The organism is Streptomyces katrae, from assembly GCF_002028425.1.
GTDB classification, from domain to species: Bacteria; Actinomycetota; Actinomycetes; order Streptomycetales; family Streptomycetaceae; genus Streptomyces; species Streptomyces katrae_A.
Window position 1 is genome coordinate 5,282,053 of record NZ_CP020042.1, and the last position, 16,320, is coordinate 5,298,372.

At 73.3% G+C, this 16,320-nt stretch carries 16 protein-coding genes; 7 read left to right on the plus strand and 9 right to left on the minus strand.

Annotated elements, in window-relative coordinates:
• Positions 1-52: 52 nt before the first annotated feature.
• On the plus strand, positions 53-649 hold the full coding sequence (locus tag B4U46_RS24290) for a hypothetical protein (protein ID WP_079429796.1): 597 nt from the start codon (positions 53-55) through the stop codon (positions 647-649).
• On the opposite strand, the gene B4U46_RS24295 is transcribed toward B4U46_RS24290, so the two are convergent.
• Positions 646-1,599, minus strand: coding sequence for an IS481 family transposase (locus B4U46_RS24295; protein ID WP_079431960.1), 954 nt, complete (start codon positions 1,597-1,599; stop codon positions 646-648). The two genes, B4U46_RS24290 and B4U46_RS24295, sit on opposite strands and share 4 nt — an antisense overlap.
• Before the next feature lie 123 nt (positions 1,600-1,722).
• The gene (locus B4U46_RS24300; protein WP_079429797.1) at positions 1,723-2,295 is read right to left on the minus strand and encodes a cob(I)yrinic acid a,c-diamide adenosyltransferase; all 573 of its coding nucleotides are present in this window, start codon (positions 2,293-2,295) and stop codon (positions 1,723-1,725) included.
• A gap of 182 nt (positions 2,296-2,477) precedes the next feature.
• On the opposite strand from B4U46_RS24300, the gene B4U46_RS24305 reads away from it, so the two are divergent.
• From B4U46_RS24305 to B4U46_RS24320, 4 genes are all read left to right on the plus strand, one after another.
• Entirely contained in the window at positions 2,478-3,326 is an 849-nt protein-coding gene (locus tag B4U46_RS24305) for a 3-hydroxyacyl-CoA dehydrogenase family protein (protein ID WP_079429798.1), read from the plus strand.
• A 183-nt stretch (positions 3,327-3,509) separates the two neighbouring features.
• Positions 3,510-3,833 (plus strand): STAS domain-containing protein, encoded by a 324-nt coding sequence (locus B4U46_RS24310; protein WP_045948899.1) that lies wholly within the window; start codon positions 3,510-3,512, stop codon positions 3,831-3,833.
• Between the two features lie 96 nt (positions 3,834-3,929).
• Positions 3,930-4,571 carry a LysE family translocator gene (locus tag B4U46_RS24315; protein ID WP_079429799.1) on the plus strand — a complete coding sequence of 214 codons (642 nt, stop codon included), beginning with the start codon at positions 3,930-3,932 and terminating at the stop codon, positions 4,569-4,571.
• A gap of 219 nt (positions 4,572-4,790) precedes the next feature.
• Positions 4,791-8,201: an ATP-binding protein gene (locus B4U46_RS24320; protein ID WP_159402121.1), complete on the plus strand. Its 3,411-nt coding sequence runs from the start codon at positions 4,791-4,793 to the stop codon at positions 8,199-8,201.
• Positions 8,202-8,315: 114 nt separating this feature from the next.
• Here B4U46_RS24320 and nucS read toward each other — a convergent pair whose 3' ends face one another.
• Positions 8,316-8,987, minus strand: a complete 672-nt coding sequence (gene nucS / locus B4U46_RS24325) for an endonuclease NucS (RefSeq protein WP_079429801.1) — start codon at positions 8,985-8,987, stop codon at positions 8,316-8,318.
• A gap of 220 nt (positions 8,988-9,207) precedes the next feature.
• Here nucS and B4U46_RS24330 point away from each other — a divergent pair, with 220 nt between their 5' ends.
• On the plus strand, positions 9,208-9,600 hold the full coding sequence (locus tag B4U46_RS24330; protein ID WP_030235830.1) for an SCO5389 family protein: 393 nt from the start codon (positions 9,208-9,210) through the stop codon (positions 9,598-9,600).
• A gap of 126 nt (positions 9,601-9,726) precedes the next feature.
• Here B4U46_RS24330 and B4U46_RS24335 read toward each other — a convergent pair whose 3' ends face one another.
• Positions 9,727-10,758 carry an LLM class flavin-dependent oxidoreductase gene (locus B4U46_RS24335; RefSeq protein ID WP_079429802.1) on the minus strand — a complete coding sequence of 344 codons (1,032 nt, stop codon included), beginning with the start codon at positions 10,756-10,758 and terminating at the stop codon, positions 9,727-9,729.
• 250 nt (positions 10,759-11,008) lie between these two features.
• Between B4U46_RS24335 and B4U46_RS24340 the strand changes: the two genes are divergently transcribed.
• On the plus strand, positions 11,009-11,335 hold the full coding sequence (locus tag B4U46_RS24340) for an ATP/GTP-binding protein (protein WP_079429803.1): 327 nt from the start codon (positions 11,009-11,011) through the stop codon (positions 11,333-11,335).
• 20 nt (positions 11,336-11,355) lie between these two features.
• Here the strand turns inward: B4U46_RS24340 and B4U46_RS24345 are convergent, their stop codons facing one another.
• The 5 genes from B4U46_RS24345 to B4U46_RS24365 all read right to left on the minus strand — a co-directional run bounded on the left by B4U46_RS24345 (position 11,356) and on the right by B4U46_RS24365 (position 16,303).
• Positions 11,356-12,228 (minus strand): ABC transporter permease, encoded by an 873-nt coding sequence (locus tag B4U46_RS24345; RefSeq protein WP_079429804.1) that lies wholly within the window; start codon positions 12,226-12,228, stop codon positions 11,356-11,358.
• Positions 12,225-13,346 carry an ABC transporter ATP-binding protein gene (locus B4U46_RS24350; protein ID WP_079429805.1) on the minus strand — a complete coding sequence of 374 codons (1,122 nt, stop codon included), beginning with the start codon at positions 13,344-13,346 and terminating at the stop codon, positions 12,225-12,227. Before B4U46_RS24350 ends, B4U46_RS24345 begins: the two co-directional genes overlap by 4 nt.
• A gap of 171 nt (positions 13,347-13,517) precedes the next feature.
• A complete protein-coding gene (locus B4U46_RS24355; protein WP_079431961.1) occupies positions 13,518-14,297 on the minus strand; it encodes an ABC transporter permease subunit in 780 nt (259 codons plus the stop codon).
• Between the two features lie 2 nt (positions 14,298-14,299).
• Complete coding sequence (locus tag B4U46_RS24360; RefSeq protein ID WP_079429806.1) at positions 14,300-15,226, minus strand: ABC transporter ATP-binding protein; 927 nt, start codon at positions 15,224-15,226, stop codon at positions 14,300-14,302.
• Positions 15,227-15,364: 138 nt separating this feature from the next.
• Entirely contained in the window at positions 15,365-16,303 is a 939-nt protein-coding gene (locus B4U46_RS24365) for a cellulose-binding protein (protein ID WP_079429807.1), read from the minus strand.
• Positions 16,304-16,320: the final 17 nt, after the last annotated feature.

A 16,320-nucleotide genomic window follows, 5' to 3' on the forward strand; every position in this document is an offset into this window, starting at 1 on the left:
CCCCGCCGCCGCGACCCTGGGAGACAGTCCACGAGGGTAAGGAGGACGGGCCGTGCTCGTCGCGCTGATCGCCGCCTGCGAGATCGGGTTCTGGGTGCTGCTGGCCGGGGGGCTGGCGCTGCGCTACCTGGCCGGAATGCCGCGGCTGGGCGCGGCGCTGCTGCTGTGTGAGCCGCTGCTGGAGCTGGCGCTGCTGGTGGTGTCCTTCGTCGATCTGAGGAACGGCGGCGAGCCGAGCTGGCGGCACGGGCTCGCGGCCTTCTACATCGGGTACACCGTCGGCTACGGGCACTACACCGTGAGGTGGCTGGACCGGCACGCCGCCCACCGCTTCGCCGGGGGCCCGAAGCCGCCGGGGACGAAGTACGGCAAGGCCCGCGCCGTCCACGAGTGGAAGCTGTGGACGCGGACCCTGGCCGGAGCGGTGGTCGCGCTCGGGCTGCTCCAGGCCGGGATCTGGTACGTCGGCGACGCCGGCGACACCGGCAGCCTCCGGTCCTGGCAGTTCGCCGCCCTGCGGGTGCTCGGCATCCAGGCCCTGGTCGCCGCCACCTACTCGATCTGGCCCCGCAAGGCCCCGGCGGGCACGGAGCCGGGCGCGAACGCGGACACGGGCGCGGACCCCGGACTGGCCGGAACCGAGCGCTAGCTGTACTGCCCTGTGAGGTTGGGGACGCGGCTGGCGGGTGGTTTGCCTGCGAGTGCGGTGTGTCCGCGGTGGTGATTGTAGGTGTGGAGCCAGCCAGGGAAGGCGTCGCGTCGTTCCTGATCTGACTGGTAGGGGCGGGCGTAGGCCCACTCCTCGAGCAGGGTCCGGTTGAGGCGTTCGACCTTGCCGTTGGTCTGGGGCCGGTAGGGCCGGGTTCGCTTGTGGGCGATCCCGGCCGCTGTCAGGGCGTCGCGCCAGTCGCGGGAGCGGTAGCAGGCGCCGTTGTCGGTCAGGACCCGTTCGACGGTGATGCCCACGCCGGCGAAGTAGGCCTGGGCCCGGGCCCAGAAGGCGGTGGCGGTCTCCTTCTTCTCGTCGGCGTGGATCTCGCTGTAAGCGAGGCGGGAGTGGTCGTCGACGGCGGTGTGGATGTAGCTGTAGCCGGCGCTGGAGCGGTTCTTGCGGCCGGCCTGGCGGCCGAGGGTCTTGTGGCCGCCGCCGTCGGGGATGTTGCCGAGCTTCTTGACGTCCACGTGGACCAGCTCGCCCGGACGCTCGCGTTCGTAGCGGCGTATGACGGCGCCGGTGGCGCGGTCCAGGTGCGTGAGACGGGCCAGGCCGAACCGGGTCAGGATCCGGTGCACCGTCGAGGGCACCAGGTTGAGCAGGTGGGCGATGCGGGCGGGCCCCCACCGGCGGGCGAGGCGGACCTTGATGATCCGCCGCTCGATGCGGGTCGGGGTCCGGCGCGGGCTGGTGCGCGGGCGCGAGGACCGGTCGGTCATTCCGGCCTCACCCCCGGCCCGGTAGCGGGCCGCCCACCGCTGGGCGGTGGTGGGCGAGACCTGGAATCGCTCGGCCGCCCGGCGCAGCGGCCAGCCGTCCTCGACCACGCAGCGGGCCAGGCGAAGGCGTCCGGTCTCGGTCAGGGGTGCATTACGGTGGGGCATGAGGGCCTTCTGCTGGTCGGTGTAGACGTCGCAATCCACACCGAACCCGGAAGGCCCTCACCCGTTCAAGATCCCTCAGCCGAGACCTGCATCACCCGTCCACAACCTCCCAGGGCAATACAGCTAGCGCTCGCCGCCCGGCACCCACAGCACGTCCCCGACCTCCTTGTTGGCCGTGCGGGCCAGGATGAACAGCAGGTCGGAGAGGCGGTTGAGGTAGGTGGCCGTCAGCGGGTTCATCACCTCGCCGTGCACCTCCAGCGCCGCCCACGTCGAGCGCTCCGCCCGCCGGACCACCGTGCAGGCCTGGTGCAGGAGCGCGGCGCCGGGGGTGCCGCCGGGGAGGATGAAGCTGCGCAGCTTCTCCAGCCGCTCGTTGAAGACGTCGCAGTCCGCCTCCAGCCGGTCGACGTAGAACTGCTCCACCCGCAGCGGCGGGTACTGCGGGTCCTCCACCACCGGGGTGCACAGGTCGGCGCCGACATCGAAGAGGTCGTTCTGCACGCGGACCAGGACCTTGACGACCTCCTCCGGCAGCGAGCCCAGCGCGATGGCCGTCCCGATCGCTGCGTTGGCCTCGTTGACGTCGGCGTACGCGGAGATCCGCAGGTCCGTCTTCCGCGTACGGCTCATGTCGCCCAGGGCGGTCGTGCCCTGGTCGCCGGTGCGGGTGTAGATGCGCGTGAGGTTCACCATGACGCCAGCGTAGTGCGGCCCAACTGCGGGCGGCCCGCGCACTGCTGGGCCGTGCCGGTGTGATGTCCGTCATCCGAGACGTGACGCGTGTTACTTCGCGGTCACGGCGCCCCTCACGGACGCTAGTCTCCGCCGGAGAGGCTACGAGGCCGGGTCGTAATGAGAACAACGAGGGGTGTGCAGTGGCTGGGAAGCTCGCCGTCATCGGCGCGGGACTGATGGGTTCCGGGATCGCTCAGGTCTCCGCTCAGGCGGGTTGGGACGTCGTCCTGCGGGACGTCACCGACGCCGCGCTGACCCGGGGCACCGACGGGATCAAGGCCTCGTACGACAAGTTCGTCTCCAAGGGCAAGATGACGGCCGAGGCCGCCGAGGCCGCCCTCGCCCGGATCACCACGACCACCGACTTCGACGCGGTCGCCGACGTGGACATCGTCGTCGAGGCCGTCTTCGAGAAGATCGAGGTCAAGCACGAGATCTTCCGCACCCTGGACGAGCTGGTCCGCGAGGACACCGTCCTCGCCTCCAACACCTCCGCCATCCCGATCACCAAGATCGCTGCGGTCACCAAGCGCCCGGAGCGGGTCGTCGGCGCGCACTTCTTCTCGCCCGTCCCGATGATGCAGCTCTGCGAGCTGGTCCGCGGCTACAAGACGAGCGACGAAACCCTCGCCACCACCCGCGCGTTCGCCGAGTCCGTCGGCAAGACCTGCATCGTCGTCAACCGTGACGTCGCCGGCTTCGTCACCACCCGCCTGATCTCCGCCCTCGTCGTCGAGGCCGCGAAGCTCTACGAATCGGGCGTGGCCTCCGCCGAGGACATCGACATCGCCTGCAAGCTGGGCTTCGGGCACGCCATGGGCCCGCTGGCCACGGCCGACCTCACCGGCGTGGACATCCTGCTGCACGCCACCAGCAACATCTACACCGAGTCGCAGGACGAGAAGTTCGCGCCGCCGGAGCTCATGCGCCGCATGGTCGACGCGGGCGACATCGGCCGCAAGAGCGGCCAGGGCTTCTACAAGCACTGAGCACGGCAGTTCGAATCCCCGCACCCTACGGGGTGAATTAGGTATCGGTTCGCTCACGGTCGGCAACTTCACCGCCCGCAGGGCAGTCAGTTGCGGTGAGAGTTGCCGACCACGAGCCGACGCCGATCACGAGCCGCCACGGACCGTCGGACCACACGCACGCAGTACAGCCGGGGAGCACACATGCACATCAGGGGCGACCATGCCGAACTCACCGTCGGGGGCCGCCTCGACGTGCGCAGCGCGGCGGACGCCCGTACGGCCCTCCACACCGCCCTCGACGACGGCCACGGCGACCTCGTGCTCGACCTGACCGGACTCGACTCCTGGGACGCGACCGGGCTCGGCGTGATCATGGGAGCCCACCGGCGGGCGGGCCGCACCGGCCGGCGGCTGGTCCTGCGCGGGGTGCCCGACCGGATGCAGCGGCTGCTCGTCGCCACCCGGCTGCACCGCATCCTCGCGATCGAGGGCGGGCTGGAAGCGGAGTCCCTGCCCCGGGTCTGAGCCGGGGGGCTGCGGGGCGGGCGGGGGCCGGCGGGCGTACGGTGCCCGCGGGAAAAGGGGCTGCGGGGGCGGTCCGGACTCGGTTTACATGGGCGCATGGTGTCCCCCGACAGACTGCCGGCCTTCGCGGCCATGTCGTTCCTGCTGATCGTGATCCCCGGCCCGAGCGTGCTCTTCGTGATCGGCCGGGCCCTCGCGCAGGGGCGCCGGGCCGCGCTGACCACGGTGGCCGGGAACACGCTGGGGGCGTACGTGCTCGTCGTCGCCGTGGCCCTCGGGGTCGGGTCGGTCGTGGAGCGGTCGGTCCTCGTCTTCACCGCGCTGAAGCTGGCCGGCGCCGCGTACCTGGTGTACCTGGGCGTCAAGGCCGTGCGCCGGCGCGGCTCCCTGCAGGCGGCCCTCGCCGAAGCGGCGCCCGTCGCGCACGGTTCGCTGCGGACCCTGGGGGAGGGGTTCGTGGTCGGCGTGGCCAACCCCAAGACCATCGTCTTCTTCGCCGCCGTACTGCCCCAGTTCGTGGACCGCGAGCGCGGTCACGTCGTCCTCCAGATGCTGCTGCTCGGCCTGGTGTTCAACCTCATCGCGATCGTGTCCGACAGCGTGTGGGGGCTCGTCGCCGCCACCACCCGCGGCTGGTTCGCCGGGTCCCCGCGGCGGCTTTCCCTCATCGGCGGTGTGGGCGGGCTCACCATGATCGGCCTGGGGGTCGCCGTCGCCGCGACCGGCCGCAAGGACTGACGCCGGATACCGTGCGGCAGCTGCGGAGTTCCCGCTTCCGCACGGACGCGCGGGAATCGTAACGGTCCGGTGGTGGAGGCACCCCTGTGGTACCGGCGCGACCCGGCAGCGTTTAGGGTCGGGCGGAAACCGGACCAGTGGCGACAAGCGGCGCGAGCGAGGCCGGGCGGTAGGAAAGACGGCGACGGAGCGCGCGACGCGAGGCGGGGGGACGTGGTCATGGACCGTACAGAGGGGCAGCCCGGCGAGGACCGGCAGCCCGGGGCCGCGGCCGCGCCCGGGAAGCCGGCCCCGGCGCACCGGCCCGCGGGCCGGGCGGGCGGCGGAGCGGGGATCGGCGGCCCCGGAGTCGGCACACCGCACCCCGGCCCGGAGTCCGACCCCGCTGCGGCCCGTACGCCCGTCGACGAGGAGCCGCCCACCGGCACCCCGGCGGCGGGCGAGGCCGGGGCCGGTACGGCTGGGGCGGGTACGCGCGCGGGCGGAACACCCGCGGTCGCGAAGACCGGTGTCACGCCCGAGGTGGAAACGCCCGGGGTCGGTCCGGCTGGGGCCACGCCTGGGGCGGGCACGCCTGGGGTCGGTCCGGCTGCCGCCACGGCCGGCGCGCGGACGCCCGGGGCCGGAACGCCCGAAGCCGGAACGCCCGCGGTCGCGAAGACCGGTGTCACGCCCGTTGCCCGTCCGCCCCTGGTGGGCAGGTCCGGCGGCTCGTCCGGTGGTGCGTCGGGCGGGGGAGTGTCCGCGGGCCGTGAGCCCGCCGAGGGGCCGCTCACCGGTACGCCTGCCGGCGGTGTGTCCGCGGCCCGTACCCCGGGCGCGGTGACGCCCGCCGCCGGTCCTGCGGCGCCCGGCGGTGGGGTGCCGCCCCTGCCCGTCGTGCCCGCGCGGGTCGTCTCGCTGACCGCCGGGGAGTTCACCCTCACCGTCAACCCCGTCGACGGCAGTGAGATCGAACCCCACCGCCCCGGCACCGGCCCGGGCCCCGACCGCCGTCCCGCCAAGCGCGACGCCGCCTCCCGCGCCGCCCGCGACAGCGCCGCACGGCCTCCCGCGCTGCCCGGGCCGCCCGTTCCCGACCGGCCGCTGCTGGAGCGGGCCGAGGAGCAGCAGCGGATCGTACGGCTGCTGCAGCGCGGCCGCTCGGTCCGGCTGACCGGGCCCGCGGGCTCCGGCCGCACCTCCCTGCTCGACGCCGTGGCCCGGGCCTGCGCCGACCTCGCGCCCGACGGCGTGGTCCGGCTCAGCGGCTACGGCCAGCAGCAGCCGGCCGAGCTGCTGCACGCCCTCTACGCCGCCGTTTACGACACCGCCGGCCGGCGCCCCGACCGTACGGCCCTGCTGGCCCGGGTCCGGGAGATCGGCGCCATCGTCCTCCTCGACGACCTGGAGCTGGGCGGTCCCGCACTGGACGAACTGCTGAGGGCCACCCCCGAGTGCGCCTACCTCCTCGCCGCCACCCCCGATGCCAAGTCGCCCTCGGACGAGTCCCACCTGGACGAGGTCTTCCTCGGCGGCCTCGGCCGCGCCGGCTGCACGCAGTTGCTGGAGGCGCTGACCGGACGCCCCCTGACCGAGGCGGAGACGGCCTGGGCCGGGGACCTGCGGTTCGCCTCGGAGGGGCTGCCGCTGAGCTTCGTCCAGGCGGCCGCGCTGCTCCGGCAGCGCGACGAGCTGAACGGGACCGCCACCGCCGGGGACGGGGACGAGGACGAGGAGCCCGGCGTCTTCGAGGAGCGCCCGCGCGACCCCGCCCCCGTGCCGCTGCCCACCCTGGCCCAGGCCGCGGCCCCCGCCGAACTGCTGGCCTCCCGGGTGAGCGAGTCGGCCCGCGCCGCGCTGCGGATAGCCTGCGCGCTGGGCGGAGAACTCCCGCACCCCGCGCACCTGCCCGCGCTGGTGGGCGACACCCACGCGGACACGGCCGTGGCCGAACTGCTCGGCTGCGGGCTGATCACCCCGGTCGGACCGCGCTACCGCCTCGCCGAGGGGGTCGCGCGGCAGCTGGAGGAGGCCGGGTACGGGGGTGCCGGCGCCGAGGAGGCGCGTACCGCCGCCCGGCACTACGCCTGGTGGACCGGGCACTCCTCGGTCACCCCGGAGCGGGTCGCCGCCGAGGCCGACGCGGTGCTCGCGGCGCTGGCCGGGGCCGATGTGGTGGCCGCCGTGCTGCTGGCCCGGACGGCAGCCCCGGCCTTCGAGGCCTCGCTGCACTGGGACGCCTGGGAGCGGGTGCTGCGGGCGGGGGCGGAGGCCGCGCGAAAGGCGGGGGAGGTCGCCGAACAGGCGTACTTCCACCACGAACTGGGCGTCCTGGCCCTGTGCGAGGGCCGCCTGGACCGGGCCCGGGCCGAGCTGGAGGCCTCGATCGGGCTGCGCGGCGCGCTCGCGGACAAGCGCGGGACCGTCGCCGGGCGGCGCGCGCTGGCCCTGGTCACCGACCGCGAGGCGATCGGGCCGGCCGCCTCCCCGCCCCTGCGCCTGGAAGCCCCACCGGCCCCGCCGGCCCCGGGCACGACGCCCCCGCCTGCGGCCGGCCCGAACGCACGCACGCCGTTCCCCCCGGTCGGCGGGGCGAAGGCTCCCGGGGCCCTGGGGTCTGCCCCCGCGGCGCCCGCGCCTGGCGCCGGGACGGAGGCACGCCTGCCGTTCCCGCCGGTCGGCGGGGCGAAGGCTCCCGGGGCCCTGGGGTCTGCCGCCGGGGCGCATTCCCCGGCGACGCCCCCGCCTGGCGCCGGGCCGAACGCGCGCACGCCGTTCCCGCCCGTCGGCGGGACGCGCGCGCCCGGGGTCGGGGCCGGCGTACCTGCGCCCCTCCCGTCCGCCCCCGGGGCGAAGGGGGCAGCGACCACGCCCGCGACCGCCCCCACGACCTCCCTGGCGAAGTCACCGGCGGCCGCGCCCACCGCCCGGCCCACCGAGCCCGCGACGGCCCCCACCGCCCGGCCCGGGCAGGCGGGCGGCGCTCCCGCGCCCGGTTCCGAGGCCGTCACCCAGGTCAACCCGGTGATCCGGCGGGCCCAGCTGCCGCCCCCGGAGACCCCGAAGAACCTCGCGGCGCTCTTCGGCAACGCCTTCCCGCCGCCCGCCCCCGCCCGGCCCGCACCGCCCCGCCCCGGCGGCCCGCACCCGGCGGCCGGACCGGCCCGGCGGCGCCGCACCGCACTGCTCGGGGCGGCCGGGGTGCTCACGGTCGCGGCGCTCGGCACGGTCATCGGCCTCGCGCTGGCCTCGGACGGCGCGCAGGAGCCCGAGGCACCCTCGGTGTCGTCGAGCCCGTCGGCGCCGGTGTCCCCGCACGTCCCGCAGGTGCCCGGCACCGGCGGCGGCGACCCGGCGAACGACCCGGCCCCGACGGCCGCCCCCGGCCGGTCCACCGGCCCGCAGCCGGGTTCCAGCGGGGGCACCTCCGCCGCCCCCACGCCGAGCGGTGCCCCCTCGTCTCGGCCGCCGGCGTCCTCGCCCGCTCCCGGGCCGTCGCCGAGCCCGTCGGCGCCGAGTCCGTCCGCGCCCGTCGGCTCTCCGTCGGCCCCGACCCCTTCCCAGTCCCAGTCGGGTTCGACCACGTCGACGGCCTCGACGCCGTCCGTGCCGGTGCCGCGGTCTCCGGCGGCCACGACCACGGGCTGACGCTCGCCGCGCCGGGGGGCTGGAAGGGCCTCGGACGCCGCCCGGGCCGGGATGCCGCAAAACGCCGGCGGGGCTGGAAGGATCCAGCCCCGCCGGCGTTGTCGTCCGCGTGCGTCAGAACAGCCGCAGCTTGTCGTCCTCGATGCCGCGCAGGGCGTCGTAGTCCAGGACCACGCAGTCCATGCCCCGGTCATTGGCCAGAACCCGCGCCTGCGGCTTGATCTCCTGCGCCGCGAACACCCCGCGCACCGGCGCCAGGTGCGGGTCGCGGTTCAGCAGCTCCAGGTAGCGGGTCAGCTGCTCGACGCCGTCGATCTCCCCGCGCCGCTTGATCTCCACCGCCACCGTCGCGCCCGACGCGTCCCGGCACAGGATGTCCACGGGACCGATCGCCGTCATGTACTCGCGCCGGATCAGCGTGTAGCCGTCGCCCAGCGTCTCGATGCGGTCCGCGAGCAGCTCCTGGAGGTGCGCCTCGACCCCGTCCTTGATCAGGCCCGGGTCGGTACCCAGCTCGTGGGAGGAGTCGTGGAGGACTTCCTCCATGGTGATGATGAGCTTCTCGCCCGCCTTGTTGACGACGGTCCAGACGTGTCCGTCGTCCCCGCTCCCCTCCTTGAGGGTGCACGGAGGCGACATCCAGTTGAGCGGTTTGTACGCCCGGTCGTCCGCGTGGATCGAGACACTGCCGTCGGCCTTCACGAGGATCAGACGGGGTGCCGAGGGCAGATGGGCGGTGAGCCGACCCGCGTAGTCGACGGAGCAGCGGGCAATGACGAGACGCATGGTCGGCAACGCTACTCGACCGACGGGCCTTCACGCGATTCGCCCCTGAAAGCCCCGTTCGCCGATGGCGCGTTGTATGCGCATTCTCCTGGTGCGCCACCCGGTGGGCGCCTACCGTGGTGAGCGGGAGGTTGCCGAGCGTGCACACTGCGTCGCGGCCTCCTTCCCTGCCCGTAAGACTCCGGCAACCCAAAACGCCGGGGTCACGAGAGGAGAACCCATGTCGCTCGACGTCTCACCGGCCCTACTCGAACAGGCCGAGCGAGGCGAGGTCGACGAAGCCGCCTTCGTCGACTGCGTCCGGACCTCCCTGCCTTACGCATGGGAGATGATCAGCTCGTTGACGGCCCAGCTGGAGGTTGAGGGCGGAGAGTTCGCCGACAACCAGACGCCGCCGCCGGACGAGCAGGCGCGCGGCCAGCTGCTGCGCGCGCTCGCGAGTGACGCGATACGGGGTGCGCTGCAGCGGCACTTCGGGGTGCGCCTGGCCTTCCAGAACTGCCACCGCGTCGCGGTGTTCCCACTGGACCCCTCGGTGGACGACCGGCTGGCCAAGTTCACCTCGATCCGCGGCCAGCTGCTCAACCAGTCGCCGGAACTGCGCGACTGCTAGCGGGACCGGTACTCGCTGCCGCTCCGTGTCGCGGGAGGTGCGACTGACACCGGAGCGGCAGCCCAGGCCGTAAGGGGGCCGGGGCCACGACGGGCAGCCCAGGCCGTCCCGGGCCGGGCCGGCGGGTCAGGTCAGCCGGGGCAGGACCTCCGCGCCGAGACGCCGGACGTTCTCCTCCGTCGCGGCGAGGTCGCCGGAGCCCTCCGTCAGCAGCGCGAAACGCGTGATGCCCGTGCGCTCCGAGGTGGCCGCCAGCCGGTCCGCCGCCAGTTCCGGCGTGCCGACCGGGTGGAGGTCGCACAGCAGCTGCGTATAGGCGTGCGGATCGCGCATCGCACGGTGCCGGCCGTCCACCGTCACATGCGCGTCGAGGCCCTGGCGGAGCCAGCCCGGCATCGCCTTCAGCAGGGTCTCGCGGGCGTCCGCCGTCCGGTCCGCCAGCTGGCACACCCCGGCCGACACGTGCCCGGCCTCCCGTACCGCCTCCGGCGCGTGCCCCGCCGCCAGCGCGGTCTCGCGCCACAGCGCGACCATCCCCGCCTTCTCCTCGTCCCCGCAGTGCATGCCCAGCAGCATCGGCAGCCCGCGCCGCGCGGCCGTGCGCACCGACGCGGGGGAGGTGCAGGCGACGATCAGTTCCGGCCCCGTCCCGTCCCCGTCCAGGGCCTGCTCCGGGCGCGGTACGACGGCGACCTCGCGGAAGCCGTGCCGCTCGCCGGCCGCCCCCACCCGGGGCTCGGCCAGCCAGCGCCGCAGCAGGTCGAGGTCCTCCGGGAACCCGTTCTCGTACGCGTCCAGCCCGCCCCTGAACACCTCCAGGTCCACCCAGGGCCCGCCCCTGCCCACCCCGAGGGTGAACCGGCCGCCGGAGGTGACGTGAAGCAGGGCCGCCTGCTCCCCGAGGGCCACCGGATGCGTGTTCGGCAGCACGCTCACCGCCGTCCCCACCCGCAGCCGCCGGGTCCGCCCCAGCAGCAGCGCCGCCAGCGTGACCGCCGACGGGCAGACCCCGTACGGGACGAAGTGGTGCTCGGCGAGCCAGGCGGAGTCGAGCCCGGCCTCCTCGGCCGCCTCGGCGGTCCGCACCGCCCGGTGCAGCGCCTCCCCCTGCCCCTGGCCCGGGAACTGGGCCGCCAGTACAAACACTCCTACGCGCATCGCCCTTGGCCTCCTCGCGGCTGGCGCGGCCTCCCCCAGGTGGACCGGCTCGTTGCTCGTTGATGCATCAACCTCTGCTGGCAACAACGTCTGACACGTGCCAAAGGCACGGCCTGACAGGAAAGTTATTGAGATAGTCGGGCCAGTTCCGTTCGCAGGAGAGCCTTCACCGGACACCCTGCGGGTACCCCGCCTCGCTGCGCGTAGTCTGGGAGAAAGTCACCGCCCGCCGCCCCTTCGTGAGGTATACGTGTCACCGCGCCACAACCGCCCCAGGGGCGGCGAGACCCCGGACGAACGGCCTGGGTCCGGCTACGACCGGTACGGACTGGAGCGCACCGAGGAGTACCTGGGCGAGGAGTGGAAGGTCCGGCACGTCGCGGGCGCCAGCGCGGCGGGCAAGCGTTACCGCTGCCCGGGCTGCGACCAGGAGATCCCCTCGGGCACCCCGCACGTGGTGGCCTGGCCCGAGTACGGCGGCGTGGACGACCGCCGGCACTGGCACAAGGCCTGCTGGAACGCGAAGGACCGCCGCACCTCCAAGGTGCAGCGGTCCCGCAACGCGCCGCGGTACTGACCCGCGAAGGCGACCGGCGCTCAGACGTCCCGGCGGCCGACGACGGCGTACGAGGCCGCGATCGCGCCGGCCGTCACCAGGACGATCAGCGTGATCTGGGCCAGGTTGCCGGGCATGCTCGCGCCGCCCATTCCGCTGTCCTGGACCCCGAAGAGCTGGAACAGCCCGACGGGTGCGTTGTAGCGGAGCACCACCAGGCCCAGCCCGGTGGTCGCCGGCCAGGCCGTCAGTATCGACCCGAGCACGGGCGGCATGGTGACCACGCCGAGCATCACCGCGATGGCGCCCGCCGAGTGCCGCACGAGCGCCCCGACGGCCAGCGAGAGCAGGCCCAGCAAGGTCACGTAGAAACAGCCGGCCAGCGCCCCCGCCCACTCGCCCAGGCCGTGCGGGCCGGCGGCGGGCCCGCTGTGGAGGACCGCCGCCCACAGGCCCACGAACCCCACCGAGCAGGTGATGGTGGTGAAGGCGACGGTGCCGAACACCAGGTACTTGGCGGTGAGCACCCGCAGCCGGTCGGGGGCGGCGGTGAGGGTGGTGCGGATCAGGCCCGTGCCGTACTCGGAGGAGATCGTCAGCACGCCGAGCACGATCACGGCGATCTGCCCGACCATCAGCCCGAAGAGGGCCGGAGCCGGGTAGGAGAGGTTCGCGTAGTCCCCGGCGGCGGTCTGGACGACGGCCAGCAGGCCGACGCCGACGACCAGGGCCACGAGGGAGCCGAGCGTCCACAGCGTGGAACGCACGGAGGTCAGCTTGGTCCACTCCGAGGCCAGTGCGTGCCCCAGGTGCGGGCGCGGGGTGGGCAGCGGCGAGCTGTAGGCGCCGCCCGGCCCGGACCCGTCGGGCGCGGTCGCGCTCGCCGTCGGCTTCCCGGCGGGGGAGGTGCTCATCGGGGGTCCTCGGGGGTGTGCTGGGGGGAGGGGGCCAGGTCGGCGGCGCTGTCCGGCATCAGGAACGGCCGCCGCTCGGATCCGGGGGGCGGGGGAGCGAAGAAGCTCGCGGCTGTCTCGGGAGCCACGGCCGCCGCGGACCCGTCCTCCCACTCGGGGACGGTCAGCGGCTCCGGCTCCCACAGCTCGGCGCGCGGGTCCTCGCTGGAGGTGTACTCGACGGAGGCCTGCGTCATCCGCATGTAGGCCTCCTCCAGTGAGGCCCGGTGCGGGGACAGCTCCCACAGCCGTACGCCGGCCCCGTGCGCGAGGTCGCTGATCCGCGGGAGCTCCAGCCCGGTGACCCGCAGCGCCCCGTCGGGCTCCTGGAGCACCTGGCCGCCCGCACCGGTGAGGGCGGCCGCCAGGGTCCCGCGGCCCGCGGGGTCCCCGTCGGCGGCGCGGACCCGCGCGAATCCGGCCGAGTTGTGCGTGATGAACTCCTGCGTGCTCATGTCGGCCAGCAGCCGGCCCCGGCCGATCACGATCAGGTGGTCGGCGGTCAGGGCCATCTCGCTCATCAGGTGCGAGGAGACGAAGACGGTCCGGCCCTCGGCGGCGAGCTGGCGCATGAGGTTGCGGACCCAGAGGATGCCCTCGGGGTCGAGGCCGTTGACCGGCTCGTCGAAGAGCAGCACCTGGGGGTCGCCGAGGAGGGCGGCCGCGATGCCGAGCCGCTGGCCCATGCCGAGCGAGAAGCCCTTCGTGCGCTGGCGGGCCGCGGCCTGGAGGCCGACCACGCCGAGGACCTCGTCCACCCGCTTCTCCGGGATCCCGGAGAGCTGGGCGATGGCCAGCAGGTGGGTCCGGGCCCGGCGGCCGCCGTGCACGGCTTTCGCGTCGAGCAGGGCGCCGACGTGCCGCTGGGCGTTCGGCAGCTCGCGGAAGGGGAGGCCGTTGATCGTGACGCGACCGGAGGTGGGCCGGTCCAGCCCGAGGATCATGCGCATGGTGGTCGACTTGCCGGAGCCGTTGGGCCCGAGGAAGCCGGTCACGTGACCCGGCTTGACCTGGAAGGACAGCTGGTCGACGGCGGTCTTGGTGCCGAATCGCTTCGTCAGGCCGACTGCCTCGATCATCGTGCTGCCCCTTGTCGGCCGCGGACGGCTCTCGCCCGCCTATGCCCTAAGAGGATATCGAGCCCCCCGCGGTTCCCGCCGGGACCGGATCCCTGAGCTGTCCCTGAGATCCGGCCCGGGGTTTTCCCGTAGTACGCGGGACGTCCGCCTTGAGACGGACCGCCCCGCCCGTCAGGCGTCCCGCTTCCTGAGGACGAGGTAGCCGCCCAGCACCGCCGCGGCCACCCACAGGACCATGATCCCGAGCCCGCCCCAGGGGCCGTAGGGCGCCTGGACCTGGTTCGTGGTGTCCGCGACGGTCTCCATGATCTTGGAGCCGGCTTGGTCCGGGAAGTACTGGGCCACCTTCCGGGTCGCGGCGAAGGCGTTGAGGATGTTGGAGATCAGGAAGAAGAACGGCATCAGGATGCCCAGCGCCAGGATCGAGCTGCGCAGGACGGTGGTCACGCCCATCGAGAACAGGGTGATCAGGGCCATGTAGAGGCCGGCGCCGATCACCGCGCGCAGGGCGTGCTCCGCGCCGAGGCCGGTGCCGTGCTCGCCGAGGATCGCCTGGCCCAGGAAGAAGGACAGGAAGCTGGTGGCGAGGCCCACGGCCAGGGCGAGGGCCGTGGCGGCCGTGAGCTTGCCGAGCAGGAAGGTCCCGCGGCGCGGCGCGGCGGCCAGCGAGGTGCGGATCATGCCCGAGCCGTACTCGGTGCCGACGACCAGGACACCGAAGACGATCATGGCCAGCTGGCCGAGGGACATTCCGGCGAAGCTGATCATGATCGGGTCGAAGGTGAGCTTCTCGGCGGCGGTCATGTCCTTGAAGCGGGACGCCGTGAAGGTGCACAGCAGTGCGCCGAGGCCGACCGTGACGACCAGGGCGCAGGCCAGGGTCCAGGTGGTGGAGGCGACGGTGCGGATCTTGGTCCACTCGGAGCGGAGGACGGCGGGGAAGGCGGCCACGGTCACGCACCGCCCTCTCGCAGGGCGTGGGCCTGGTACTCGACGGAATCCGCCGTCATGCGCATGAACGCTTCCTCCAGTGAAGCCCGTTGGGGGCTGAGTTCGTGCAGCACGATCTGGTGCTGGGCGGCGAGTTCGCCGAGGCGCTCGCTCGGGACGCCGTCGATTTCCAGGGTGCCCGTGGCGGGGACGCTGATCGCGTTGATGCCGGCCTCGTGCAGGACGTCCTTGAGGCGTTCCTGCTGCGGGGAGCGCAGGCGTACGTAACTGCGGGAGTTGTGATGGATGAAATCCGCCATCGACATGTCGGCGAGGAGCTTTCCCTGTCCGATGACCACCAAATGGTCTGCGGTCAGCGCCATTTCACTCATCAGATGGGAGGAGACGAAGATCGTCCTTCCCTCCGACGCCAGCCCCTTCATAAGATTTCGGATCCACAGAATTCCCTCCGGGTCCAGACCATTGACGGGTTCGTCGAACATGAGGATCTCCGGATCGCCCAGCAGCGCGGCGGCGATTCCCAGCCGCTGGCCCATTCCGAGCGAAAATCCTTTCGACTTCTTCCGCGCCACCGGCGTCAGTCCGACCAGGTCCAGTACCTCGCCCACCCGGCTCTTCGCGATCCCGTTGGACTGGGCCAGGCAGAGCAGGTTGTTGTAGGCGCTGCGCCCGCCGTGCATCGCCTTGGCGTCCAGCAGCGCTCCGATGTGCTTCAGCGGTTCCTTGAGGTCCCGGTAGTGCTTCCCGTCGATCCGGACCGTGCCGCTGGTCGGATGGTCGAGGTCCAGCATCATGCGCATGGTCGTCGACTTCCCCGCCCCGTTCGGGCCGAGGAAGCCCGTCACCGCCCCCGGTCTGACCTGGAAGCTGAGGTGGTCGACGGCGGTCTTCGCGCCGAATCGTTTCGTAAGGCCCTCTAGCTCGATCATGCCGCCACGCTAGAACGCCGAAGGGCCGTACGCCACCTCGAAATGGTGATGTACGGCCCTGGATGCCCGACTTCGGCTACCGGCAGGTAGGTCCGCGTGCGTGCGGGGGTGTATCCGCACGCGGGCGTACGGGAGTTGCTAGCGGCTCTGCTGGGCCGGCACGCCGCGGGTGACCGGCTCGTCGTCGATCGGGGAGCCGGCGGCGGCCACGGCCGCACCGGTCAGCGTCGCCAGCATCTCGCGGACGTTCGTCAGCTGGGCGTTGATGGAGTCGCGGCGGTTGGTGAGCGCCGCCAGCTCGCGCTCGGACTCGCTGCGGATACGGTCCGCCTTGGCGTTGGCGTCGGCCACGATGTCCTCGGCCTGGCGCTGCGCGGTCTCCACCGTCTGGCGGGCCCGGCGCTCGGCGTCGGTGCGCAGCTTCTCCGCCTCCAGGCGCAGCTGCTCGGCGCGGTGCTCGATCTCCGCGAGGCGCTTCTCGGCCTTCTGCTGGCGCGAGGCCAGGTCGCGCTCGGACTGCTCACGGCGCTTGGCCAGGTTGGTCTCGAAGTCCGCGGCGGCCTGGGCGGCCTTGGCGCGGGTCTCCTCGAAGAGGGCGTCGGCCTCCTCGCGCTTGGAGGCGGCGTCCTTCTGGGCCTCGGCGCGCAGGGTGGCGGCGTCCCCCTTGGCCTTCTCGACGATGCGGACGCCCTCGTCCTCCGCCTTCGACTTCCGGTCCGCGGCGAACGACTCGGCGTCGTTGCGCACCTGCTGCGCGGCGGACTCGGCCAGCTCACGGTGCTGCTCGGCCGCGCGACGGGCCTCCTCGCGCAGGTCCTTCGCCTCCTCCTCGGCCAGCCGCAGGATCTTCTCGACCCGGGCGCCGAGACCGGCGTACGACGGCTCCGCGTCGCTCACCTGGGCTTGCGCGTTCTGCGTTTCGAGGTGCAGCTCCTCGATCCGCTTTTCCAGGGCGTTGATACGGCCGAGGGCGCTGTCGCGGTCGGAGACCAGCTTGGTAATGCGGTCGTCCACCTGACCGCGGTCGTAACCACGCCGCACGAGCTCGAAGCCGAAGGGGGAGGAAGTGTCGCTCATGGGGTTCCTGTCGAATG